This window comes from [Acidovorax] ebreus TPSY (assembly GCF_000022305.1).
Classification (GTDB): Bacteria; Pseudomonadota; Gammaproteobacteria; order Burkholderiales; family Burkholderiaceae_C; genus Diaphorobacter; species Diaphorobacter nitroreducens.
In genome coordinates this window covers 2,401,612-2,423,650 of sequence record NC_011992.1, presented here as the reverse complement: position 1 = coordinate 2,423,650, position 22,039 = coordinate 2,401,612, and the positions used below count along the sequence as shown (strand labels likewise).

The window sequence follows — 22,039 nt, the reverse complement described above, 5'->3', positions numbered from 1 at the left end:
AGGAGTCACCATGAAGACCCTCATCGCTTCCGCATTGATACTGTTGGCGCCCGCCCTCACCACGGCGCAGACGGCGACCAAGCCCGCCGCCCCCGCCGAGGCCAAGAAGAGCAGCGCCAAGCCTGCGGCGAAGAGCACCTCCGCCAAGGCGACCAAGCCCAAGGCCGAGAAGAAGAGCGACACCGTCGCCAAGGCGTCGCCCACCAGCAGCCGCACGCGCCTGCACAGCGGTGCCGTGCAGGTGGCGTCGGGCCTGGCCGCAGCCGAGGCGGCGCTCACTCCCGAAGAACTGCAGATCGCCGAGCGCGTGTACACGGGCCGCATGGCGTGCGAACTGGGCGCGTTCGTGAGCATCGAGGCCGATACGCAGTCGCCCGGCCGCTTCCATGTGGAAGGCAAGGGCTTCAAGTACCACATGGCCCCGGTGGCCACCACCACCGGCGCGGTGCGCCTGGAAGACCAGCGCGCGGGTGCCGTGTGGGTGCAGATCGCCAACAAATCCATGCTCATGAACCAGAAGCTGGGCCAGCGCATGGCTGACGAATGCATGAGCCCGCAGCAGGTGGTGGTGGCCGAGGCCATCAAGAAGAACCCGCCGCAAAGCTTGCTGGACAACCCGGCCGCCAAGTAAACCTAGAACCGCCTGCCGGCGGGGCCACGCAGTGCACGCCTGCCGTGTGCGCCAGTGTGGCCGGCCGGTTGTCGCCCCACTTTGAAAACCTAGACTATCCCGGAGAAAGAAGACATGTTGAAAGCCTACCGCGACCATGTGGCCGAGCGCGCTGCATTGGGCATCCCGCCGCTGCCGCTCGATGCCAAGCAGACGGCCGAACTGATCGAGCTGATCAAGAACCCGCCCGCTGGCGAGGAGGCTTTCCTGGTGGACCTGCTGACCCACCGCGTGCCGCCGGGGGTGGACGACGCAGCCAAGGTCAAGGCGTCCTTCCTCGCGGCCGTCGCCCATGGCGACATCACGGTCGGCCTGATTTCCAAGGCCAAGGCCACCGAGCTGCTGGGCACCATGGTGGGTGGCTACAACGTGCACCCGCTGATCGAGCTGCTGGACGACGCCGAAGTCGCTTCCGTGGCTGCCGAAGCGCTGAAGAAGACGCTGCTGATGTTCGACTTCTTCAACGACGTGGCCGCCAAGGCCAAGGCCGGCAACGCCAAGGCCCAGGAGGTCATGCAGAGCTGGGCCAATGCCGAGTGGTTCACCAGCCGCCCCAAGGTCGAGCAAAAGATCACCGTCACCGTGTTCAAGGTGCCCGGCGAGACCAACACCGACGACCTGTCGCCCGCGCCTGACGCCTGGAGCCGCCCCGACATCCCGCTGCACTACCTGGCGATGCTGAAGAACACGCGCCCCGACGCAGCCTTCAAGCCCGAGGAAGACGGCAAGCGCGGCCCGATGCAGTTCATCGAGGACCTGAAGAAGAAGGGCCATCTGGTCGCCTACGTGGGTGACGTGGTGGGTACCGGCTCGTCGCGCAAGTCCGCCACCAACTCCATCATCTGGGGCACGGGCGTGGACATTCCCTTCGTGCCCAACAAGCGCTTTGGTGGCGTGACGCTGGGCGGCAAGATCGCTCCCATCTTCTTCAACACGCAGGAAGACTCCGGCGCTCTGCCGATCGAAGTGGACGTTTCCAAGCTGGAGATGGGCGACGTGATCGATGTGCTGCCCTACGACGGCAAGATCGTGAAGAACGGCGAGACCGTGGCCGAGTTTGCGCTCAAGTCCGACGTGTTGCTGGACGAAGTGCAGGCCGGTGGCCGCATCAACCTGATCATCGGCCGCTCGCTCACCGCCAAGGCGCGTGAGTTCCTGGGCCTGCCCGCCTCGACCGCGTTCCGCCTGCCCCAGGCACCTGCGGCGTCCAATGCTGGTTTCACGCTGGCCCAGAAGATGGTCGGCCGCGCCTGCGGCCTGCCCGAAGGCCAGGGCATCCGCCCCGGCACCTACTGCGAACCCAAGATGACCACCGTCGGCTCGCAGGACACCACGGGCCCCATGACGCGCGACGAGCTGAAGGACCTGGCCTGCCTGGGCTTCTCGGCCGATCTGGTGATGCAGTCCTTCTGCCACACCGCTGCCTACCCCAAGCCCGTGGACGTGAAGACGCACCGCGAACTGCCGGCCTTCATCAGCAACCGCGGCGGCGTGGCTCTGCGCCCCGGCGACGGCGTGATCCACAGCTGGCTCAACCGCCTGCTGCTGCCTGACACCGTGGGCACCGGCGGTGACTCGCACACCCGCTTCCCCATCGGCATTTCCTTCCCCGCAGGCTCGGGCCTCGTGGCTTTCGGCGCCGCCACCGGCGTGATGCCGCTGGACATGCCCGAGTCGGTGCTGGTGCGCTTCAAGGGCGAGATGCAGCCCGGCGTGACGCTGCGCGACCTGGTGCACGCGATCCCGCTGTACGCCATCAAGGCGGGCCTGCTGACCGTGGCCAAGGCCGGCAAGAAGAACATCTTCTCGGGCAAGATCCTCGAAATCGAGGGCCTGCCGGACCTGAAGGTGGAGCAAGCCTTCGAGCTGTCCGACGCCTCGGCCGAGCGTTCCGCCGCCGGCTGCACGATCAAGCTCAACCCCGAGCCGATCAAGGAGTACCTGCGCTCCAACATCGTGCTGATGAAGAACATGATCGCCGATGGTTACCAGGACGCGAAGACGCTGCAGCGCCGCATCGAGAAGGTGGAAGCCTGGCTCGCCAAGCCCGACCTGCTCGAAGCCGACAAGGACGCCGAATACGCCGCCGTGATCGAGATCGACCTGGCCGACATCAAGGAGCCCATCGTCTGCTGCCCGAACGATCCGGACGATGCCAAGTTCCTGTCCGAAGTGGCCGGCACCAAGATCGACGAGGCCTTCATCGGCTCGTGCATGACCAACATCGGCCACTTCCGCGCAGCGGCCAAGCTGCTGGGCGGCCAGCGCGACATTCCCGTCAAGCTGTGGGTGGCACCGCCCACCAAGATGGACCAGAACGAGCTGATCAAGGAAGGCCACTACGCTGCCTTCGGCACGGCCGGCGCGCGCACCGAAATGCCCGGCTGCTCGCTGTGCATGGGCAACCAGGCGCAGGTGCGTGAAGGTGCGACGGTGATTTCTACCTCCACCCGCAACTTCCCCAACCGCCTGGGCAAGAACACCAACGTGTTCCTGGGTTCGGCCGAGCTGGCCGCCATCGCCTCGCGCCTGGGCAAGCTGCCCACCAAGGAGGAATACCTCCAGGAAATGGGCGTGATCGATGCCGACAAGGCCAGCGTGTACCGCTACATGAACTTCGACCAGATCGAGGAATATGCAGAGGTCGCCAAGGGCGTGACGGCCTGATCGCCGGCTGAGGCCCGGGCCGCGGCGCGGCCCCTCCCGTCAACCCCCGCAGGGCGCATGCCTGGCGGGGGTTTTCTTTTGCTCATTAATTAATAGCTGCTGGCGCTTGCTGGTGCTGCGTTAGCGGCCATTTTCACTTAAATGCTCGCGCCGCGTGTGCCGCGCGTCGGGGGATGTCGCACGCCGAGACCGTGGTCACGACCCGGGAGACGGTGCCGTTCAGGCCGCGGCCAGCGCGCGCAGCGCAGCGGCGCTGGCGTCGTCGGCGGGGAAGAACGTTTCCAGCGCCAGCTCCTGCAGCGTCACATCGACGGGCGAGCCGAACACCGTGGTGGTGCTCACCAGCTGGAGCGTGCCGGCCGGCGTGCGGAACTCGAACGGCATGAGCACGCCCAGGTGCTCGCCCGGCAGCGGCGGGCTGGCAGGCGGCAAAGGGTAGGCCTGCAGTTCCTGCAGCAGGGCGGCCAGCACCGGGTCGCTGCTCTCGTGGATCTGCTGGCGCAACCGCTCCAGCAGGTGCGCGCGCCATTGCTCCAGGTTGGCGATGCGCGGTGCCAGGCCTCCCGGGTGCAGGCTGAGGCGCAGCACGTTCACGGGCGGCTGCAGCAGCTCGGCGTCCACGCCGGACAGCAGCAGGGGCACGATGCGGTTGGCCATGAGCAGGTTCCAGTGCCGGTCCATCGCCAGCGCCGGCCAGGGTTCGTGGCAGTCCAGGATGCGCTGCACCGCCGCGCGCGCATCGGCCATCTCGGGCGCATCGAGCGGGCGTTCGCGGTACATCGGGGCATAGCCCGCGGCCACCAGCAGCGCGTTGCGCTCGCGCAGGGGCACGTCCAGGCGATGGGCCAGGCGCAGCACCATGTCGCGGCTGGGGCTGGCGCGGCCCGTTTCCACGCAGCTCAGGTGGCGCGTAGACACCTCGGCCGCGTGTGCCAGGTCCAGTTGGCTCAAGCGCCGGTGCTGGCGCCAGTGGCGCAGGCGTTCTCCAAAAGGCGCGGGTGTCGATAGGGCGGGAGCATGGTGCATGGCCTGCATGGTAGGGCCGGCCGCGCGACGTGGGCATGACCTGCCAGGTCATGGACGCGCAGCCGCCGCGTGCCGACGATGCAGGCCATGTTCAACCCCTCAGGAGATCACACCATGGCCTTCATCGATGCTTTCACGTCCCCCGGCGGCCTGCGCCGCGTGCTCTGGGCCGATGCCGCCGCAGGCGCCGGCATGGCGGCGCTGCACCTGGCGGCGGCAGCGCCGCTGGCTGAATGGCTGGGCATGTCGCCCCGGTTGCTGTTGGCCAGCGGCTGGCTGCTGCTGCCTTTCGTGCTGCTGGCCGGGTCGCTGGCCCTGTGGCGCGAGGCAGCCGGCGGCGCGCTGGCGCTGCTGGTGGCGGGCAATTTCCTGTGGGTGCTGGCCAGCGCAGTGGTGCTGTGGGGCACGACGTGGGTGACCGGCGGCTGGGGCCAGGCCTATGTGGCCGTGCAGGCGGTGGCCGTGCTGGCCCTGGCGGAACTGCAGTGGATGGCGCTGCGCCGCGCACGCGTGGCGGTGCAGGGCGTGCGCGCGGCGGTCTCCTGACGGGTGCTCAGCCCTGCTCGGCCAGCAGGTCTTGCAGGGCCTTGACCTGTTGGCGCAGGCGCTCGTTTTCGGCCTCCAGTTCCGCCACGCGCTGCTGCAGCTTTGCGGTGTCGGGGGCGGCCGTCGATTCCGGCCCGGCGGTGCCGTCGGCCTCCGTTGCGGCGGCATCGGCCTTTGGTTTTTTCTTGCCATCGCGCACGCGCTTGGCGGCCTGCTTGAGTTCCTGCGCACCGCCGGCCGCGGCGCTCTTTTGCTCGTCCACCGGCAGGGTGGCCACCACGGCTGCGGCGTTCAAGGACAGTTCGCCCGACTTGACGGCGGCCACCACTTCCGGCGCTGCGTTCTGGTGGATGGTCTCGATGGCCTTGACCTGGGCGGCCGTCAGGCGGGCGGCGCGGGCCAGGGCCTCGCGCGTGTCCAGCGCGTCTTCGGGCACCTTGGGCACGCTGGCCAGCGCCTGGGCGACGACCGGGTCGGTGTCACCCTCCCAGGGGGCCTGCTCGGGTGCCTGGGCGGCCTCGGCCTTGGCGGCCACCACGGCGGCAGCGGCTGCGGCGCGGCGCTCGGCAATGATCTCGCGCTTGCGCAGTGCCAGCACGCCGCGCTGGAACTCCGATACGCTGCGCCTCCCCAGGTGCTGGTCGATCATCCACAGGTGCACGTCCTCCATGTTCTGAAAGCGGGTGTTTTGCACCGTCTGGAAGGGCAGGCCGTGCTTGTGGCAGATGCCGAAGCGGTTGTGGCCGTCCACGAGGATGTTGCCCCACAGCACCAGCGCGTCGCGGCAGCCCTCTGCGAGGATGCTGCGCTCCAGCGCGTCGTGCTCTTCGGGCGTGAGCGGGTCGATGTAGGCCTTGAGTTCGGGCAGGACGACGATGTCTTCAGGATTCATGGGTTCTTGGTATGGGGAGGGGCAAGAAATGGGCAAAGGCCCCGCTGGGGCCTTTGCAAAAAGAGGAGCTGCTCGCGCTTGATGGCTGGGCGTTTCGGTATCAAATCTACCTGAAACGCCCTGTGGACGGGCGCTGCCAGCTATGGTTTCAGGAAGGCTGCAGCAATCGCGCGATGAGCGCGCCTTCCACCGGGCCGTCGATCGGAATGCGCACACGCAGCGGATTGCCCGGCGCCACCTGCACGCTTTCGCCGTCCAGGTTGAACATCTGCGTGAGCTGCACCGTGCGGTTGCCGCTGGGGTGGATCACCTCCAGCGTGTCGCCCACGGCGAAGCGGTTCATGGTCTCGACCTCGGCCATGCCGTCGGCGTAGCCGCGCACCTGGCCGACGAAGTGGGCGCGCTGCAGCACGCTGTTGCCGGTCTCGTAGTTCTGGTAGTCGTTGGCCGGGCGGCGCTCCAGCAGGCCGCCGGTGTAGCCGCGGTTGGCCAGGCCTTCCAGCTCGGTGATCAGGTGCGGATTGAACGGGCGGCCTGCCACCGCGTCGTCGATCGCGCGGCGGTACACCTGGGCGGTACGCGCCACGTAGTACAGGCTCTTGGTGCGGCCCTCGATCTTGAGCGAATCCACGCCGATCTTCACCAGGCGCTCCACATGCTCCACGGCGCGCAGGTCCTTGGAGTTCATGATGTAGGTGCCGTGCTCATCCTCCATGATGGGCATGAGCTCGCCGGGGCGGCCGATCTCCTCGATCAGGTAGACCTGGTCGGCCTTGGGGTGGCGCTGGCCGCTGCCGCAGGTGCTGGTGAACTGGCTGTCGGCTTCCTCGCGCGCCTGTTCGAAGTTGAAACCCTGCTCCATGGACGTGGCCAGCGCTTCGCCGGTGTTGGGGTCCACCGCCGCGTCGTGGGTCTTGTATTCCCAGCGGCAGGCGTTGGTGCAGGTGCCCTGGTTGGGGTCGCGCCGGTTGAAGTAGCCGCTGAGCAGGCAGCGGCCCGAGTAGGCAATGCACAGCGCGCCGTGCACGAAGACCTCGATCTCCATGTCAGGGCATTCCTGGCGGATCTTCTCGATCTCGTCCAGGCTCAGTTCGCGCGAGAGGATGATGCGCGATACGCCGGCTTTCTGCCAGAACTTCACCGTGGCGTAGTTGGTGGTGTTGGCCTGCACCGAGAGGTGGATCTCGGTCTCGGGCCACTTTTCCTTCACCATCATGATCAGGCCGGGGTCGGCCATGATGAAGGCGTCGGGCTTGCACTCGATGACGGGCTCGATGTCGCGCAGGTAGGTGCGCACCTTGTCGTTGTGCGCGATCAGGTTGCTGGTGACGAAGAACTTCTTGCCCCGCGCGTGCGCCTCCTGGATGCCCTGGGCTATCTGCTCCAGGCGGAACTCGTTGTTGCGCGCACGCAGGCTGTAGCGCGGCTGGCCGGCGTAGATGGCGTCGGCGCCGAAGTCGTACGCCGCACGCATCTTGTCGAGCGAGCCGGCGGGCAGCAGCAGTTCGGGGGCTTTGAGGGTCATAGCCTGCAATTTTCGCTGATGTGCGGGGTGAGGGTGGGGCGCGTGGGTAATGACCGGGTTGGGGTCTTTGGGGCGGTTGCTTTGCGTTGTCGGCGGTGGCAGTTGGGAGGATCAGGAGGGGTGTGTGACGTAGGGGCGAGAGGCTGGGGCGAGAGCGGACTGCTCGCCGGTGGCGGAGTTTGGCCTCCAGCGGCTTGTGCCGGACGCGAATCCGACGCCACGAACCGTGGCTCAACGCCTCGTGCGCCCGGCCTTCCCTTGGATATTGCAGCCATGAACAGGTATATCCAAGACGAGGGCCTGTTCACATTCCGTGCCAACAGGCCCTAGCTTCGTGGCATCGCCTCGAAATCGCTCGGGGCGGCGGCGCGGAAGGAGGGCAGCGCTTCACAGTGTTCGGCCAGTGAGATCAGCGCGGCGTGGGCGGACGGTGACAGCACTTCATCCATCCGGTCCTGCATGTACCAGATCAGCGTGGTGATCATCACATCGGCATGGGTGAGTGCCGCCCCGCAGGCATACGGTGTGGCAAGGCGTTTGGTCAGTTCGTCGAGACCAGCGCGTGCCTGGCCAAGGCAGCGATCCAGCCAGACGGCGCTGCGGTGTTCGGGGGGGTGAAAGTGCCTCTCGTACACCACAGCCGCGACCTTTTCGAGGGTGCCTTGCGCCAGTGCCGTCATCTGGAGAACGCGCCGGCGTTGGGGGCCGGAGCGGGGGATCAGCGCCGCGTCGCCTGCCTGCTCATCGAGATGATCCAGGATGGATGCGCTGTCGATCAGCACTTCGCCATCGTCGAGGACGAGGGCCGGGATGCGGGTCAGCGGGCTGATCCTACCGATTGCTGCCGCATCGCCAAAGATGGATCGCGTATCGCGGGTGAAGGGGATGCCGTAGTGATGCAGCGCGATGGCGACACGGCGCGTGACGGGGCTGTCATATTGGCCGACAAGGATCATGGGCAGGTCTTCCATCTCAAACAACGCGCTTCGAGGATCCTGAATGAATACGGCGACAGCCTCCCCATCAGCCGCCCTTCGTAAAGACAGGCTCTGGCCGATGACAGCCCATGCGCGATCAAGGCGCTAAACCCGCCGCTTGTCCAGCTTGCGCGTGAGCGTGCGGCGGTGCATGCCCAGGCGGCGCGCGGCCTCGGAGATGTTGAAGCCGGTCTCGGCCAGCACTTCGTGGATGCGCTCCCACTCCAGTGTCTTGATGGAGCTGGCGCGGTTGGTCAGTTCGACGTCGGCATTGCCTTCGGTAAGGCCGAAGGCGGCCTCGATATCGTCAGTGTTCGATGGCTTGGCCAGGTAGTGGCAGGCACCCAGCTTTACGGCCTCGACGGCGGTGGCAATGCTGGCGTAGCCCGTGAGCACGACGATGAGCATGTCCGGGTTGGCCGCGTGCAATGCCCGAACGCAGGCCAGGCCTGTGGCCTCGCCCTTGAGCTTGAGGTCCACGACGGCATAGTCGGGCGTGTGCCCGGCCAGCAGTGCTTCGGCCTGTGCCAGGCTGTCGGCGTGCAGCACGCGGTAGCCGCGCCGCTCGAACGAACGGGCCAGCGTGCGCGCGAAGGCCTCGTCGTCTTCCACGATGAGCAGCAAGCGTTCAGCGTCCATGGTGCGTGGGTGTCTCCTGCAACGCAATCGCGGCCAGCGGCAGCGTGATCGTGACCTGGGCGCCGCCGCCCGGAAGGTTGCGTGCCTGCACGGTGCCCCCCAGGGTGCGCGCCACGTTCATTGCCAGGAACAGGCCCAGCCCGCCGCCGGGGCGGCCCTTGCTGGACTGGTAGGGCTTGCCGAACTGCGACAGCATGGCCGGCGCGAAGCCGGGGCCATTGTCTGTGACGGTAATGCGCAGCAGGTCTTGATCACGCTCGGCCACCAGGCCGACCCGATGGGGCGATGCGTCGCGGGCATTGTCCAACACATTGAAAACCATTTGCTGCAGCGTGACATCGGACACCATGGGGGTGTCCTGGCCGAAGCGGTTGTCATAGATGAACTCGTCAACCGAGCGCGTGGCCTGCCACTCGCTGGCGAGCGTGTCCAGGAACTGGCACACGGTGGTCTGCGCCGATGCCTCGCCGCGCGTCTCGCCGGCGGACATCAGGATGCCGCTGACGATGGTCTTGCAGCGCTGCACCTGCGCCTGCATCTCGGCCACGTCTTCCTGCAGCGCGGGGTTGGCGGCCAATGCAGGATCACGCTTCCAGTCCCCCAGGATCACCGCCATGGTGGCCAGCGGCGTGCCCAGCTCATGGGCAGCGCCTGAAGCCAGCAGCCCCATGCGCACCACGTGCTCTTCCTCGGCGGCGCGTTGGCGTATGGCGGCCAGACGCGCGTCCCGCTGGCGCAGGTTCTGGCCGATGCGGCTGATGAAGATCACCACCAGCGCCGCGTTGAGCATGAAGCACACCAGCAGGCCCAGCACGTAGGGGCTGCCCAGCCCGCGCGCGAAGTCGGGCGCCAGTTGCAGTGGCACGCTGTAATGCGCCAGCAGCGCAAAGCAGGCTGCGGTGACGAGCACCATGGTCCAGACGTAGGCGCTGCGCAGCAGCGCCGCGCCCAGCGCCACCTGCAGCAGGTACAAGAAGACGAATGGGTTGCGGATGCCCCCGCTCAGATACAGCTGCACGGTGAGCACGGCCACGTCCACCAGCAGCGCCAGGAACAGCTCCACGTTGCGCACGCCGCGGCCGGTGCGCCAGCGCACGAAGCTCACCGCGTTGTAGAGCACCAGGCAGCCCACGACCATGAGCATCTCGCGCAGGGGCAGGGGAAGTTGCAGCACGTAGTGCGCCACCTCGATGGTGAACACCTGGCCCACCACGGCGATCCAGCGCAACTGGATGAGCTGGTGCAGGTTTTTCAGCCCGGCCGCGGCATCGGCCGAGCGCGCCTTCAAGGCGGGCGGGGAGGCGGAGGGGGTGGAGGTGGCGGAAGCTGTCATCGGGAGCGCAAGGTGGCACGCAGGCGAAGCTCGTAGCGTGCCACATACGCAGCCGCTGCCGCCACCATGGCGGCCAGCCCGAACCAGGTGATGGCATACACCAGGTGGCTGTTGTGGAAGCGAACCACCGTTAGTCCCGGGCGGGGCCAGGGACCGGCGGTGGTGGAAGTCTCGGCATCCATCGGCGCTGGGGCGTTCGCGTCGGGAATGCCCGCGTCGATGAAAAACGGGGCCGCGGCGTCCAGGCCCTGGGCCTGGGCGATGGCCGCCACGTCGCGCGAATGCCAGCGCTGCGCCCCGGGGTCGTTGCGGCGCAGGAAGCCGCCTCCGGGCTCGCTCATGCGCAACAGGCCCTGCAGCTGTACGGCTTCGCCTTCCTGCATGCCGGGGCCGCCAGCGGCCCACTGGGCGCGCTGCGCCTGGGGGATGAAGCCGCGGTTGACGAGCACCTGGCCGCCGCCGTCCAGCTGCAGCGGGGTCATGACCCAGAAACCCGCGCCGAGCGCCGTGGTGGCCTGGGTCAGTACGGTTTTGCTGGCCAGCCAGTGACCCTCAGCCTGCACAGGCTGGTATTCAAAGCCAGCCGCATCCACGCCAGGCCACTGCGCGCGCGCGGGCAGCGGCACGGGCGCGGCATGCAGACGCTGCTCTACGCGTTCCATCAGGGCCAGCTTCCAGGTGCGCCGCTCCACCTGCCACCAGCCGAGGGCACAGAACACAACGAACAAGGCGATGCCCGCCAGAGCGAGCACCGCCATCGTCAGGTTGGAGTGCGCGCGGGTGCGCTGCGGCTCCGGGGCGTGCATGGTCGGAGCGGTCAAGGCGCCTTCGGCTGGTGTGCCTCGCTGCCCTGGTGCTGTGCGGCCATGGGGTTGGCGTGCGCGGGCATCATGTTGGCGTTCATGTGGAACATGACCCACAACGTGCCGATGATGGTCACTGCCAGGAACACGATGGTGAAGATGGTGGACAGCATCGTCCAGCCGCCCTGGATCTTGCCGTTCATGTGCAGGAAGTACACCATGTGCACCACCACCTGGACCATGGCGAAGATGCCCAGCACCAGCACGGCGGTGGTGCGGTTCTGGATCACGTCGGCCATGACCAGCCAGAATGGGATTACGGTGAGGATCACGGCGAGGATGAAGCCCTTGACGTAGTCCCCCTTGGTGACGTGCAGGTCGTCATGGTCGTGGCCATGGTCGTCGTGGCCGGCGTGAATTTCGTGTGCGCTCATTTACAGCACCCCCATCAGGTACACAAAGGTGAAGACGCCGATCCAGACCACGTCCAGGAAGTGCCAGAACATGGACAGGCAGTTCAGGCGGCGCTTGTTTTCATGGATCAGGCCGTGCTTGCTGATCTGAATCATCAATGTCACCAGCCAGATCAGGCCGAAGGTCACGTGCAGTCCGTGCGTGCCCACCAGCGTGAAGAAGGCCGACAGGAACGCGCTGCGCTGGGGTGTCGCGCCCTGGTGGATCAGGTGTGCGAACTCGTACAGCTCCACGCCCAGGAAGGCCAGGCCCAGCAGGCCGGTGACGGCCAGCCAAGCCAGCGTGCCGCGTGCGTTGCCCGCCTGCTTTTGCAGCATGGCAAAGCCGAAGGTGATGGACGACGTCAGCAGGAAGGCCGTGTTGATGGCCACCAGCGACAAGTCGAACAGCTGCGCGCCCGTGGGGCCCGCGGCGTAGCTGCGGCCCAGCACGCCGTACGTGGCGAACAGCGCTGCGAAGATGAGACAGTCGCTCATCAGGTAGAGCCAGAAGCCCAGGGACGTGCCGTTCTCGGGGTGGGGTTCATGCGCGAGGTGGTACTCGCGCGGTGCCAGGGCGGCGGTGCCGCCCGCTTGGAGGGTGTGCGTATTAGACATGGGCTGCGGCAAGCTGCTTGGTGCGTGCGTCTTCCGTGGCGGCCACTTCGGCTGCCGGAATGTAGTAGTCACGCTTGTAGTTGAAGGTGTGGATGATCGAGGCCAGCACGGTCGCGGCGAACGAGGCGACCGCCAGCGGCCACATGTGCCAGATCATGGCGAAGCCGAACACGGTGGACAGCGCGGCGATCACCACGCCGGCGCCAGTGTTGGCGGGCATGTGGACGGGCTGGAAGCCGGTCAGCGGGCGCTTGTAGCCGTGCTTCTTCATGTCCCACCAGGCGTCGATCTCGTGCGCCACGGGCGTGAAGGCGAAGTTGTACTGCGGCGGGGGCGAGGAGGTGGCCCACTCCAGCGTGCGGCCGTCCCAGGGGTCGCCGGTCACGTCGCGCAGCTGGTCGCGCTTGAGGTAGCTCACGAACAGCTGGATGAAGAAGCAGGCGATGCCCGCCGCGATCAGGCATACGCCCACCGCGGAGATGATGAACCAGATGTGCAGCGAAGCGTCTTCCACATGGTTGACGCGGCGCGTGATGCCCATCAGGCCCAGGATGTACAGCGGCGTGAACGTGACCCAGAAGCCAGTCAGCCAGAACCAGAACGATGCCTTGCCCCAGGACTCGATCAGGCGGAAACCGAAGGCCTTGGGGAACCAGAAGTTGATGGCAGCGAACACGGCGAACACCACGCCGCCGATGATCACGTTGTGGAAGTGCGCGACCAGGAACAGGCTGTTGTGCAGCACGAAGTCGGCCGGGGGCACGGCCAGTAGCACGCCAGTCATGCCGCCGATGGCGAAGGTGCACATGAAGCCCACCGTCCACAGCATGGGCACGCTGAAGCGGATGCGGCCCTTGTACATGGTGAACAGCCAGTTGAAGATCTTGGCGCCCGTCGGGATCGAGATGATCATCGTCGTGATGCCGAAGAAAGTGTTCACCGTGGCGCCCGAGCCCATGGTGAAGAAGTGGTGCAGCCACACCAGGTACGACAGGATGGTGATACACACCGTGGCGTACACCATGGAGGTGTAGCCGAACAGGCGCTTGCGCGAGAACGTGGCGACGACCTCGGAGAACACGCCGAAGGCCGGCAGCACCAGGATGTAGACCTCGGGGTGGCCCCAGATCCAGATCAGGTTCACGTACAGCATGGAGTTGCCCCCCAGGTCGTTCGTGAAGAAGTTGGTGCCGATATAGCGGTCCAGCGACATCAGCACCAGCGCTGCCGTCAGCACGGGGAACGAGGCGACGATCAGCGCGTTGGTGCACAGCGCGGTCCAGGTGAACACGGGCATCTTCATCAGGTTCATGCCCGGCGCGCGCATCTTGATGATGGTGACGATCAGGTTGATGCCCGACAAGGTGGTGCCCACCCCCGCAATCTGCAGGCCCCAGATGTAATAGTCGAGACCCACGCCAGGGTCCTGCGCCCCGAGGTTGGACAGCGCCAGCCAGCCGGAGGTGGAGAACTCGCCCAGGAACAGCGAGATCATCACCAGCACGGCGCCGCCGGTGGTCATCCAGAAGCTGAAGTTGTTCAGGAAGGGAAACGACACGTCGCGCGCGCCGATCTGCAGCGGCACGAGGTAGTTCATCAGGCCCGTGACGAAGGGCATGGCCACGAAGAAGATCATGATCACGCCGTGGGCCGTGAAGATCTGGTCGTAGTGGTGCGGCGGCAGGTAGCCCATGCTCTCGCCCACAGCCATGGCCTGCTGCAAGCGCATCATCACCGCGTCGGCGAAGCCGCGCAGGAACATGACCAGGCCCAGGATCATGTACATGATGCCGATCTTCTTGTGGTCGATGGAGCAGATCCAGTCGCGCCACAGCGGGCCCCACAGGCGGAACTTGGTGAGGCCGGCCAGCATCACGATGCCACCCAGGACCACCGCGATGAAGGTCCACAGCACGATGGGCTCGTGCGCCATCGGGATCGAGTCCCAGGTGATGCGGCCCAACAGCCAGTGGGCTGGGGTAGTTTGTTCAGACAACATATCGAATCTCTTGGCTAATGGGCCCGGCGCCGGCTTGGCGCCCGCGTCGGGTCCGTCAAATTCACTGTTGGGTGGTGGCCTCGGGGAGGGCGGCTGCGGGCTGCAGCGCGGCCAGGATCTGTGGCGCGTTGCCGGCGGTGCATACGTCCTGCGGCAGCGTCAGACCGTTGGCTTTGACGAAGGCTTCGCCGCCGAGCGCGTCGATGGCCATCATGTCGTGCATGCACATCTGCCCGTCTTCCACGCAGCGGTTGAGCACCTTGCCGTACAGGCCGTCTTCCACGGTGGAAAAGCGCTGCACGGGGTCGCGCTGGCTGGGCTTGGCCAGTTGCAGGTAGGTGGTCTTGTCCAGGGGCTTGCCTTCGGTCTTGGCCTTGTCCACCCACTGGGCGAACTCGGCATCGCTCAGGCCGTGGAACTTGAAGGTCATGCCGGAGAAGCCGGGGCCGCTGTAGTGCGAGGCAAGGCCATGGAACACGCCGGGCTTGTTGATGATGGCGTTCAGCTCGGTCTGCATGCCAGGCATGGCGTAGATCATGCCGGCCAGGTCCGGCACATAGAACGCGTTCATGGTGGATGTGGCGGTGAGCTTGAACAGGATCGGGCGGTCCACTGGCGCGGCCACCTCGTTCACCGTGGCAATGCCCTGCTCGGGGTAGAAGAACAGCCACTTCCAGTCCATGGCCACCACCTGCACTTCCAGCGGTTTGACGTCGGCGGCCAGCGCGCGCTGGGCGTCGATGCGGTCCAGAGGGCGGTAGGGGTCCAGCTTGTGGGTAGCGATCCAGGTCAGCGCGCCCAGGGCAATGATGATCATCAGCGGCACGCTCCAGATCACCAGCTCCAGCGAGGTGGAGTGGTGCCAGTCGGGGTCGTACTCGGCGTCGGTGTTGCCCTGGCGGTACTTCCAGGCGAACAGCAGCGTCAGCAGGATCACCGGCACGATGACGATCAGCATCAGCACCGTGGCAGTCACCACCAGGTTGCCCTGCTGGGCAGCGATATCACCCGCCGGGTTCAATACGACGGCCTTGCTGCAACCAGCCAGGCTGGCTGCGGCCAAAGCCGCGGCGAGCCAGGTGGGCCCGCGGAGTTTCTTCAGTTGGAGCATTGCTAGGCGTGTCAAAAAGCGTGCACGGCCTTGCGTCGCGCGGGCGGGCGCGGCGCTAGGTGTAAACGCGAATTACTGGACGGAGACGAATGTAATACGCCTAGCGCATTTGTCGATTGGACATTTTGTCCAGGGTCAAACTTATGGCGTGATGGCAGGCCGTATGCGGCCTGCGGGCGCGACCATGGCGGCGCGGATGGCCGACTGGGCGTGAGGGTTTTCCCGCGCGAGACGTCAGTGTAAGCGTACTTGTTGACCGCGGGGCTTGCGTGTAGAACGGAGCTGTGTCTGCAAAGCCAAGGAGTACGGTCATGAGTAGCGGTTCCGTCGCATACCCCGTTTACGGCCCCGAGAGCGCGGCATCGCTGTCGCGCGCGCACACTGACGAAGACGTCACCCCGGGCGAGATCGCCGTGGGCGTGATCATCGGGCGCGCGTCGGAGTATTTCGACTTCTTCGTATTCGGGATCGCCTGCGTGCTGGTCTTCCCGTCGCTGTTGTTTCCCTTCATGACGCGGCTGGACGGCACGCTCATGGCTTTTGCCATCTTTGCCATCGCCTTCATCGCCCGGCCGCTGGGCACCGCCATCTCCATGGCCGTGCAGCGGCGCTGGGGGCGCGGCACCAAGCTGACGCTGGCGCTGTTCCTGCTGGGCGGCTGTACGGTAAGCATGGCCTTCCTGCCCAGCTACCAGGTGGCGGGGCTGGCAGCCGCTGGGGCGCTGGCGGTGCTGCGCTTCGGCCAGGGGCTGGCGCTGGGCGGCTCCTGGGACGGGCTACCGTCGCTGCTGGCGATGGCGGCACCGCCGGAGCGCCGCGGCTGGTATTCCATGGTGGGGCAACTGGGCGCGCCCGTAGGGTTTGCATTGGCCGCCGGGTTGTTCGCCTACCTGTACGGCAGCCTCTCCAGCGAAGAATTCCTGGCCTGGGGCTGGCGCTACCCGTTCTGCGTGGCCTTTGCGATCAACGTGGTGGCGCTGTTTGCGCGGCTGCGCCTGGTGGTGGGGCAGTCCTATGCCGAATTGCTGCAAGAGAAGGAACTGGAGCCCGTGGGCGTGGCCCGCGTGATGCGCGAAGAGGGGAGCAATGTGGTGCTGGGCGCCTTTGCGGCACTGGCCAGCTTCGCACTCTTTCACGTGGTGACGGTGTTCCCGCTGTCGTGGTTCGCCCTGTTCTCCGACCGCTCCATGGCCGAGGTGCTGTGCGTGCAGATCGCCGGCGCATTCCTGGCCATCGGCGCGGTGGTGGTGTCGGGGCGGTTGGCCGACCGCATGGGCCGGCGCAACCTGCTGGGCTCCATGGCCGTGCTGATTGGCCTGTTCAGCCTGGCCACACCCTGGCTGCTGGGCGGTGGCGCGGTGGGCGGCACGGTGTTCCTGCTGCTGGGCTTCGTGCTGCTGGGCCTGTCGTACGGCCAGGCATCGGGCACGGTGACGGCCAACTTCTCCACCCTGCACCGCTACACCGGGGCGGCACTGTCGTCCGACCTGGCCTGGCTGATCGGCGCGGCCTTCGCGCCGTTGGTGGCTCTGGGGTTGTCGGCACGTTTCGGGCTGGGGGCGGTGACGCTGTATCTGCTGTCGGGCGTGGTCTGCACACTCGGCGCGTTGCGTATCAATCGCCTCATCGAGCAGCGCAGCTGAGTTCGACTGGCTGTCGGCTGTTCTCGAAAATGATAGCTGCCGGCGCTTGCTGCAACTAGGGTTCACAGTGTTTTCAATGTGAAACCCTTGAGGGACAAGCGCAGGCAGCTCTCTTTTTTGCTTCAGTCGCGCGGGCGGAAGCCGATCACCAGGGACGACGGCACGCGGCCGTCCACGTCGCGTGGCAGGGTTTCCGTGCGGTGCAGCGCACGAATCACCGCGTCGTCCCACGCCTTGTTGCCGCTGGACTGGGTGATGCGCGCGCCGACGATGGTGCCGTCCGGAGCGGCGCGCACCTCGACCTCGGCGCGCGGGTTGCCCGAGATGGTGTCGGGATAGACGATGTTGGGGCGTACCTTGGCGGCCACCTTGCCACCGTAGCTGCCCGAGGGGCCGGAGCTGCGCTGCGCGGTGCCCGTGGCGGTCTCGCCGCCCGTGGCGCCTGCCAGCCCCTGCATGCGGCGCAGGTTCTCCTGGCGGCGCGCCTCGGCCTCCTTGGCTTCACGGGCTTCCTCGGCCTTGCGGCGCTTGTCCTCGGCCAGCTTCTTCTGTTTGTCCTGCTCGGCCTTGGCGGCCTTCTCCTTCTCGGCCTTTTCGCGTTCGGCTTTCTCGCGCTCGGCCTTTTGCTGCGCCAGCAGGCGTTCCTTCTTCTCCTGCTCCAGCCGCTCGCGGCGCTCTTCTTCCTTGCGCTCGCGTTCGCGCTTCTCGCGCTCCAGTTGCTGTTCGCGCTTTTTCTTTTCTTCTTCCAGGCGCTTCTTCTGCTGCTGCAGGGCGATATCGGCCTCGCGCGTGTCGGCTTGCTCCGGACGCGGTGGTGGCGGTGGAGGCGGCGGTGCGGGCGCGGGCTCTGGTGCGGGGGTAGGGGCCGGAGCAGGGGGTGGGGGCGGCTCCACGGCGCGCGGCGCCGCTTGCTGGGGGACGGCAGACCAGAGTTCGGCCTCCACCGCCGGTTGGTCGGAACTGCTCTTCCAGTTCACGCCCCAGGTCAGCGCGCCGATCAGCGCGGCATGGGCGAGTACCGCCAGGGCGATGGCCCGCATGCGTCCGGGCGGGCGGGGCGGGGCAAACTGGTCGCGGTCGTTCGTGGCGTGCATTAGATCGTGTGAAAGTTCTCGTCAGCCGCCGCTCTTCACCGCCAGGGCGACGCGTGCCACGCCCGCCTGTTGCAGCGCAGACATGGCCTTCATCACCGCGTCGTACGACACGTTCTTGTCGGCACTGATGAGCACGGGTGTGTCCTCTGGCTGGTCCTTGAGCCAGTTCTTGGCGGTGGCGCCCAGGTTCTGCAGCGGCACGGTGCGTTCGTTGCCGTCGGCCTTGAAGCGGATGCTGCCATCCTTGTCGACGATGACGTCCACGCGCGTCTTGGGCACCTTGGCGCCTTTGCCCACGGAAGGCACGTTCACCGAACTGGGCGTGAGCATGGGCGCGGTCACCATGAAGATGATGAGCAGCACCAGCATCACGTCGATGAACGGCACCATGTTGATTTCGTTCATGGAGCGGCGGCGGGTGCCGCTGCGTGAGGCCATGGCAGGCATTTCAGTTCTCCATTGCGCTGAGCAGTGCGCGCTGTGGATAAAACGGACGTGTCCGATGCCAGCAGACGCCGCGCAAGGGCCGTCCCGCCGCGCTGAGCAATCGATCCCCTTTCCCGCAGTGCGTAGCGCTGCGAGAGAAGGGGGAAGCCGCGCAGCGGCTCAGGGGGATGTCCTTCATCTCAATGCCCCGAGGGGGACGCGGGGTGTGCGCCCAGGTTGCGCTGCAGGATGTTGGAGAACTCCTCGATGAAGGTCTCCTGGTGCGTCGCCACGCGGTCGATGTCGCGTGCGAAGCGGTTGTACGCAATCACGGCGGGAATGGCGGCGAACAGGCCGATGGCGGTGGCCACCAGCGCTTCGGCGATGCCGGGCGCCACCGTGGCGAGCGTTACCTGCTCCATGCCGGCGAAACCGGTGAAGGCGTGCATGATGCCCCAGACGGTGCCGAACAGGCCCACATAGGGCGACACCGAGGCCACCGAGCCGAGGAACGAGAGGCTGGACTCGATCACGTCCATCTCGCGCTGGAAGCTCGCGCGCATGGCGCGGCGCGCGCCGTCCAGCAGTGTGCCGGGGTCGCTGATGCGGCGTTCCCGCAGCTTTTGGTATTCGCGCATGCCGCTGGCGAAGATGCGCTCCATCGGGCCCGCGCTCTTGGCGTTGTGCGTGGCGCTGGCGTACAGGTCATTCAGGCTGGTGCCCGACCAGAAGTCGCGCTCGAAGTCTTCGTTCAGAGCCTTCACGCGCTTGAGTGCGAACAGCTTGCGGAAGATGGCGGCCCAGCTGGCCACGGAAACCGCGAGCAGCAGCAGCATCACCAGCTGCACCACCCAGCTGGCATTGAGCACCAGGCTCAAGATGGACATGTCTTGGGAATTCATGATGAGGAGAGTCGTTCCAAAAGGGACCCCGGAATGCGTGCAGGGCGCATGGTGGCGGCATCCACCCAGCCGATGCGGATGGTGCCTTCGCACAGCAGTGCGGGGGGAGAGTCGGGGATCATCTGCTCTGGTTTCAAGAGCGCCTGCTGCTCGATTGTGAGCGAAGCGCGGCCCCCTTCGCGCAGGCTGGCGGTAACAATCAGTTCATCGTCCAGGCGGGCGGGGCGCAGGTAGCGCAGGCGTGCGTCGGTTACGACAAACATGCCGCCCGTGAGTTCCCGCAATCGTTGCTGGCCCAGGTCCCGCGAGCGCAGCCACTCGGTGCGCGCGCGCTCGAAGAACTTGAGATAGTTGGCATAGAACACGATGCCGCCGGCATCGGTGTCTTCCCAGTAAATGCGAACGGGCCACTCGAAAGCCATGCTGGCACGCCTGGAGGGGTCAGCCGATCAGGCGCTGCAGGCGCGCCACCGCTTCCTGCAACTGCGCCATGGAGTTGGCCGTGGAAAAGCGCACGAAGCGTTGGGTGTCGGCCGTGCCGAAGTCGCGCCCCGGCGTGATGGCCAGGTGGGCACGGCGCATCAGCTCGTAGGCGAAGTCCCAGCTGCCGGCGACGCCCAGGCGCTCGGCGGCCTGCGTGCAGTCGGCCCAGGCGTAGAAGGCGCCATCGGGCTGCACCGGCACCGTGAGGCCCAGTGCATCGAGTGCGGGGATGAAGTAGTCTCGCCGCGCCTTGAACTCTGCGCGGCGGCGTTCGTACTCGGCGATGCTGTCCGGCTCGAAGCAGGCCAGCGCCGCATGCTGCGACACCGTGCTGGCGCAGATGAACAGGTTCTGCGCCAGACGCTCCACCACGGGCACCATGGCCTCGGGCACCACCATCCAGCCCAGGCGCCAGCCGGTCATGTTGAAGTACTTGCTGAAGCTGTTGATGCTGATGATGTCCTCGCCCAGCGCCAGCGCCGTCTGGCCGAAGGCGTCGTCATAGGACAGGCCGAGGTAGATCTCGTCGATGATGGTGAGCCCACCCTTACCGCGCACCACATCGTGGATGCGGCGCAGTTCGTCCGGCGCAATCGAGGTGCCCGTGGGGTTGGAGGGCGATGCCAGCAGCACGCCGCGTGTCTTGGTACCCCATGCGGCCTCGACCTTGGCGGCGCTGAGCTGGAAGCGCTCCTCGGCCGTGGTGGGGATCAGCACCGCTTTGCCTTCCGCCGCGCTCACGAAGTGGCGGTTGCAGGGGTAGCTGGGGTCGGGCATCAGGATCTCGTCGCCCGCGTCGATCAGCGCCAGGCAGGCCAGCTGCAGCGCGGCCGATGCGCCGGCCGTGACCACGATGCGCCGCGCCGGCACATCCACGCCAAAGCGCTCGGCATACCAGCCGCTGATGCGCTCGCGCAGCGCCTCCAGGCCCAGGGCGTTGGTGTACTGCGTGACGCCGCTGCGCACCGCGCGGTCGGCCGCCTCCACCACCAGCGGGGGCGCGGTGAAGTCGGGCTCGCCGATGTTCAGGAAGATCATCGGCTCGCGGGTGCCGGCGACCTCGCGCGCCAGGGCCTGGGCGGCCTTGGCCACTTCCATCACGTAAAAGGGTTCGATGCGCTCGGCGCGGGTGGAAAACTTCATGGCGATGCAACGTGCAGGCACCCGCCGGCTGAGGCCAGCGGCGGGTGCGCTGAGGGAACGAACAATGCGAAGCGGCGCAAGAGGGCGGGGCCTTCAGCCGCGGGCGGCGGCCTTGTCGGCCGCGACCTCGGTGGCGCGCAATTGCGGCGCCAGGCCGTTGAGCACGCCGTTGACGTACTTGTGGCCGTCGGTGCCGCCGAACTCCTTGGCCAGCTCGATGCACTCGTTGATGACCACGCGCCAGGGCACGTCCTGGCAATGTTGGAATTCGTACACGCCGATCCACATCACCGCATGCTCGATGGGCGAGATCTCGCTCATCTTGCGGTCCAGCTGCGGTGCGATCAGCTCGTCCATGTACTGGGCGGTGGTGATGCAGCCGTGCAGGAGCGCGTCGTAGTGCGCAGCGTCGGCCTTGTGAAAGCCCGACAGGTCGCGCGTGAACACGTCGATGGCGGTGGCGTCGTTGCCTCCCACCAGGTGCTGGTAGAGCGCCTGCAGGGCGAATTCGCGCGCGCGGCTGCGGCCCGACTTGGAGCCGGCCTTGCGCGCGCCGGTGCCGGTGGTGCCGGTGCGCGGCTGGCGCGGCGGCCGCGCGGATGGCGTGGGGTTGGCGGAATCGGTCACGACAGCTCCTCCAGCAAGTTGGCCATTTCCACGGCCACGCGGGCCGCGTCCACGCCCTTTTCGGTCTGGCGGGCGAGGGCCTGATCCAGGTTTTCGGTAGTGATGATGGCGTTGGCGATCGGTACCTGGTAGTCCAGGGCCAGGCGGGTCACACCCGCGCCGGATTCGTTGGCCACCAGCTCGAAGTGGTAGGTCTCGCCGCGGATGATGCAGCCCAGCGCGATCAGCGCGTCGTACTCGTCGCGCTCGGCCAGGGCCTGCAGCGCCACGGGCACTTCCAGCGCGCCGGGCACCAGCACATGGCGGATGTGCTTTTCCTGCACGCCTAGGCGCAGCAGCTCTGCACGGCAGGCCGCGGCGAGGGTGTTGGTGATGTTCTCGTTGAAGCGGGCCTGCACGATGCCGATGTGCAGCTTCTTGCCATCAAGCTTGTCCGCGGTTCCTTTGTCTGCGCCAAACATGT

22 protein-coding genes are annotated in these 22,039 nt (G+C 66.7%); 4 read left to right on the top strand and 18 right to left on the bottom strand.

The features are described 5' to 3' along the window. Positions 1 to 10: 10 nt before the first annotated feature. Positions 11 to 631: a hypothetical protein gene (locus tag DTPSY_RS11425; RefSeq protein ID WP_011805944.1), complete on the top strand. Its 621-nt coding sequence runs from the start codon at positions 11 to 13 to the stop codon at positions 629 to 631. A 114-nt stretch (positions 632 to 745) separates the two neighbouring features. Continuing rightward, positions 746 to 3,337 carry a bifunctional aconitate hydratase 2/2-methylisocitrate dehydratase gene (gene acnB / locus DTPSY_RS11420; RefSeq protein WP_015913697.1) on the top strand — a complete coding sequence of 864 codons (2,592 nt, stop codon included), beginning with the start codon at positions 746 to 748 and terminating at the stop codon, positions 3,335 to 3,337. A gap of 219 nt (positions 3,338 to 3,556) precedes the next feature. On the opposite strand, the gene DTPSY_RS11415 is transcribed toward acnB, so the two are convergent. Further along, positions 3,557 to 4,372, bottom strand: a complete 816-nt coding sequence (locus tag DTPSY_RS11415) for a helix-turn-helix domain-containing protein (RefSeq protein ID WP_015913696.1) — start codon at positions 4,370 to 4,372, stop codon at positions 3,557 to 3,559. A 105-nt stretch (positions 4,373 to 4,477) separates the two neighbouring features. Between DTPSY_RS11415 and DTPSY_RS11410 the strand changes: the two genes are divergently transcribed. Continuing rightward, positions 4,478 to 4,909: a hypothetical protein gene (locus DTPSY_RS11410; protein ID WP_015913695.1), complete on the top strand. Its 432-nt coding sequence runs from the start codon at positions 4,478 to 4,480 to the stop codon at positions 4,907 to 4,909. A gap of 7 nt (positions 4,910 to 4,916) precedes the next feature. Here DTPSY_RS11410 and DTPSY_RS11405 read toward each other — a convergent pair whose 3' ends face one another. The 10 genes from DTPSY_RS11405 to cyoA form a co-directional block, all read right to left on the bottom strand. After that, the gene (locus DTPSY_RS11405) at positions 4,917 to 5,801 is read right to left on the bottom strand and encodes a hypothetical protein (protein ID WP_015913694.1); all 885 of its coding nucleotides are present in this window, start codon (positions 5,799 to 5,801) and stop codon (positions 4,917 to 4,919) included. Positions 5,802 to 5,949: 148 nt separating this feature from the next. Further along, positions 5,950 to 7,326 carry a prephenate-dependent tRNA uridine(34) hydroxylase TrhP gene (gene trhP / locus DTPSY_RS11400; protein ID WP_015913693.1) on the bottom strand — a complete coding sequence of 459 codons (1,377 nt, stop codon included), beginning with the start codon at positions 7,324 to 7,326 and terminating at the stop codon, positions 5,950 to 5,952. A gap of 326 nt (positions 7,327 to 7,652) precedes the next feature. Then, positions 7,653 to 8,297, bottom strand: a complete 645-nt coding sequence (locus tag DTPSY_RS11395; protein ID WP_238526532.1) for a glutathione S-transferase family protein — start codon at positions 8,295 to 8,297, stop codon at positions 7,653 to 7,655. A gap of 111 nt (positions 8,298 to 8,408) precedes the next feature. Further along, positions 8,409 to 8,942, bottom strand: a complete 534-nt coding sequence (locus DTPSY_RS11390; protein ID WP_011805937.1) for a response regulator transcription factor — start codon at positions 8,940 to 8,942, stop codon at positions 8,409 to 8,411. Beyond that, positions 8,932 to 10,275: an ATP-binding protein gene (locus DTPSY_RS11385; RefSeq protein ID WP_015913691.1), complete on the bottom strand. Its 1,344-nt coding sequence runs from the start codon at positions 10,273 to 10,275 to the stop codon at positions 8,932 to 8,934. The genes DTPSY_RS11390 and DTPSY_RS11385 overlap by 11 nt, the downstream gene beginning before the upstream one ends. Next, positions 10,272 to 11,081, bottom strand: coding sequence for an SURF1 family protein (locus tag DTPSY_RS11380; protein ID WP_015913690.1), 810 nt, complete (start codon positions 11,079 to 11,081; stop codon positions 10,272 to 10,274). Before DTPSY_RS11380 ends, DTPSY_RS11385 begins: the two co-directional genes overlap by 4 nt. A gap of 11 nt (positions 11,082 to 11,092) precedes the next feature. Beyond that, entirely contained in the window at positions 11,093 to 11,512 is a 420-nt protein-coding gene (cyoD, locus tag DTPSY_RS11375) for a cytochrome o ubiquinol oxidase subunit IV (RefSeq protein ID WP_015913689.1), read from the bottom strand. After that, positions 11,513 to 12,148, bottom strand: coding sequence for a cytochrome o ubiquinol oxidase subunit III (gene cyoC, locus DTPSY_RS11370; protein ID WP_015913688.1), 636 nt, complete (start codon positions 12,146 to 12,148; stop codon positions 11,513 to 11,515). Continuing rightward, entirely contained in the window at positions 12,141 to 14,147 is a 2,007-nt protein-coding gene (gene cyoB, locus DTPSY_RS11365) for a cytochrome o ubiquinol oxidase subunit I (protein ID WP_015913687.1), read from the bottom strand. Before cyoB ends, cyoC begins: the two co-directional genes overlap by 8 nt. A 61-nt stretch (positions 14,148 to 14,208) precedes the next feature. Then, the gene (cyoA, locus tag DTPSY_RS11360) at positions 14,209 to 15,258 is read right to left on the bottom strand and encodes a ubiquinol oxidase subunit II (protein WP_015913686.1); all 1,050 of its coding nucleotides are present in this window, start codon (positions 15,256 to 15,258) and stop codon (positions 14,209 to 14,211) included. 311 nt (positions 15,259 to 15,569) lie between these two features. On the opposite strand from cyoA, the gene DTPSY_RS11355 reads away from it, so the two are divergent. Next, positions 15,570 to 16,901 (top strand): MFS transporter, encoded by a 1,332-nt coding sequence (locus tag DTPSY_RS11355; protein ID WP_015913685.1) that lies wholly within the window; start codon positions 15,570 to 15,572, stop codon positions 16,899 to 16,901. Positions 16,902 to 17,023: 122 nt separating this feature from the next. On the opposite strand, the gene tolA is transcribed toward DTPSY_RS11355, so the two are convergent. The 7 genes from tolA to ribH form a co-directional block, all read right to left on the bottom strand. Then, positions 17,024 to 17,995 carry a cell envelope integrity protein TolA gene (gene tolA, locus DTPSY_RS11350; protein ID WP_011805929.1) on the bottom strand — a complete coding sequence of 324 codons (972 nt, stop codon included), beginning with the start codon at positions 17,993 to 17,995 and terminating at the stop codon, positions 17,024 to 17,026. Between the two features lie 21 nt (positions 17,996 to 18,016). Beyond that, complete coding sequence (locus DTPSY_RS11345) at positions 18,017 to 18,442, bottom strand: ExbD/TolR family protein (protein WP_015913684.1); 426 nt, start codon at positions 18,440 to 18,442, stop codon at positions 18,017 to 18,019. A gap of 179 nt (positions 18,443 to 18,621) precedes the next feature. Next, the gene (tolQ, locus tag DTPSY_RS11340) at positions 18,622 to 19,323 is read right to left on the bottom strand and encodes a protein TolQ (RefSeq protein WP_011805927.1); all 702 of its coding nucleotides are present in this window, start codon (positions 19,321 to 19,323) and stop codon (positions 18,622 to 18,624) included. Continuing rightward, positions 19,320 to 19,745: a YbgC/FadM family acyl-CoA thioesterase gene (locus DTPSY_RS11335; protein ID WP_011805926.1), complete on the bottom strand. Its 426-nt coding sequence runs from the start codon at positions 19,743 to 19,745 to the stop codon at positions 19,320 to 19,322. The genes tolQ and DTPSY_RS11335 overlap by 4 nt, the downstream gene beginning before the upstream one ends. Positions 19,746 to 19,764: 19 nt before the next feature. Beyond that, positions 19,765 to 20,949, bottom strand: coding sequence for a pyridoxal phosphate-dependent aminotransferase (locus tag DTPSY_RS11330; protein WP_015913683.1), 1,185 nt, complete (start codon positions 20,947 to 20,949; stop codon positions 19,765 to 19,767). Between the two features lie 93 nt (positions 20,950 to 21,042). Then, the gene (gene nusB, locus DTPSY_RS11325) at positions 21,043 to 21,576 is read right to left on the bottom strand and encodes a transcription antitermination factor NusB (RefSeq protein WP_015913682.1); all 534 of its coding nucleotides are present in this window, start codon (positions 21,574 to 21,576) and stop codon (positions 21,043 to 21,045) included. Then, positions 21,573 to 22,037: a 6,7-dimethyl-8-ribityllumazine synthase gene (gene ribH, locus DTPSY_RS11320; RefSeq protein WP_015913681.1), complete on the bottom strand. Its 465-nt coding sequence runs from the start codon at positions 22,035 to 22,037 to the stop codon at positions 21,573 to 21,575. The genes nusB and ribH overlap by 4 nt, the downstream gene beginning before the upstream one ends. Positions 22,038 to 22,039 lie beyond the last annotated feature (2 nt).

Bases quoted from the DNA above. Each gene is read 5' to 3' on its own strand.
- cyoD (WP_015913689.1), bottom strand. From the start codon at position 11,512: ATGAGCGCACACGAAATTCACGCCGGCCACGACGACCATGGCCACGAC.
- DTPSY_RS11335 (WP_011805926.1), bottom strand. From the start codon at position 19,745: ATGGCTTTCGAGTGGCCCGTTCGCATTTACTGGGAAGACACCGATGCC.
- DTPSY_RS11330 (WP_015913683.1), bottom strand. From the start codon at position 20,949: ATGAAGTTTTCCACCCGCGCCGAGCGCATCGAACCCTTTTACGTGATG.
- cyoA (WP_015913686.1), bottom strand. From the start codon at position 15,258: ATGCTCCAACTGAAGAAACTCCGCGGGCCCACCTGGCTCGCCGCGGCT.
- trhP (WP_015913693.1), bottom strand. From the start codon at position 7,326: ATGACCCTCAAAGCCCCCGAACTGCTGCTGCCCGCCGGCTCGCTCGAC.
- DTPSY_RS11390 (WP_011805937.1), bottom strand. From the start codon at position 8,942: ATGGACGCTGAACGCTTGCTGCTCATCGTGGAAGACGACGAGGCCTTC.
- tolQ (WP_011805927.1), bottom strand. From the start codon at position 19,323: ATGAATTCCCAAGACATGTCCATCTTGAGCCTGGTGCTCAATGCCAGC.
- DTPSY_RS11405 (WP_015913694.1), bottom strand. From the start codon at position 5,801: ATGAATCCTGAAGACATCGTCGTCCTGCCCGAACTCAAGGCCTACATC.
- DTPSY_RS11425 (WP_011805944.1), top strand. From the start codon at position 11: ATGAAGACCCTCATCGCTTCCGCATTGATACTGTTGGCGCCCGCCCTC.
- ribH (WP_015913681.1), bottom strand. From the start codon at position 22,037: ATGTTTGGCGCAGACAAAGGAACCGCGGACAAGCTTGATGGCAAGAAG.
- DTPSY_RS11385 (WP_015913691.1), bottom strand. From the start codon at position 10,275: ATGACAGCTTCCGCCACCTCCACCCCCTCCGCCTCCCCGCCCGCCTTG.
- DTPSY_RS11410 (WP_015913695.1), top strand. From the start codon at position 4,478: ATGGCCTTCATCGATGCTTTCACGTCCCCCGGCGGCCTGCGCCGCGTG.
- DTPSY_RS11380 (WP_015913690.1), bottom strand. From the start codon at position 11,081: ATGCACGCCCCGGAGCCGCAGCGCACCCGCGCGCACTCCAACCTGACG.
- DTPSY_RS11355 (WP_015913685.1), top strand. From the start codon at position 15,570: ATGAGTAGCGGTTCCGTCGCATACCCCGTTTACGGCCCCGAGAGCGCG.
- DTPSY_RS11345 (WP_015913684.1), bottom strand. From the start codon at position 18,442: ATGCCTGCCATGGCCTCACGCAGCGGCACCCGCCGCCGCTCCATGAAC.
- acnB (WP_015913697.1), top strand. From the start codon at position 746: ATGTTGAAAGCCTACCGCGACCATGTGGCCGAGCGCGCTGCATTGGGC.
- DTPSY_RS11395 (WP_238526532.1), bottom strand. From the start codon at position 8,297: ATGGAAGACCTGCCCATGATCCTTGTCGGCCAATATGACAGCCCCGTC.
- cyoC (WP_015913688.1), bottom strand. From the start codon at position 12,148: ATGTCTAATACGCACACCCTCCAAGCGGGCGGCACCGCCGCCCTGGCA.
- cyoB (WP_015913687.1), bottom strand. From the start codon at position 14,147: ATGTTGTCTGAACAAACTACCCCAGCCCACTGGCTGTTGGGCCGCATC.
- tolA (WP_011805929.1), bottom strand. From the start codon at position 17,995: ATGCACGCCACGAACGACCGCGACCAGTTTGCCCCGCCCCGCCCGCCC.
- DTPSY_RS11415 (WP_015913696.1), bottom strand. From the start codon at position 4,372: ATGCAGGCCATGCACCATGCTCCCGCCCTATCGACACCCGCGCCTTTT.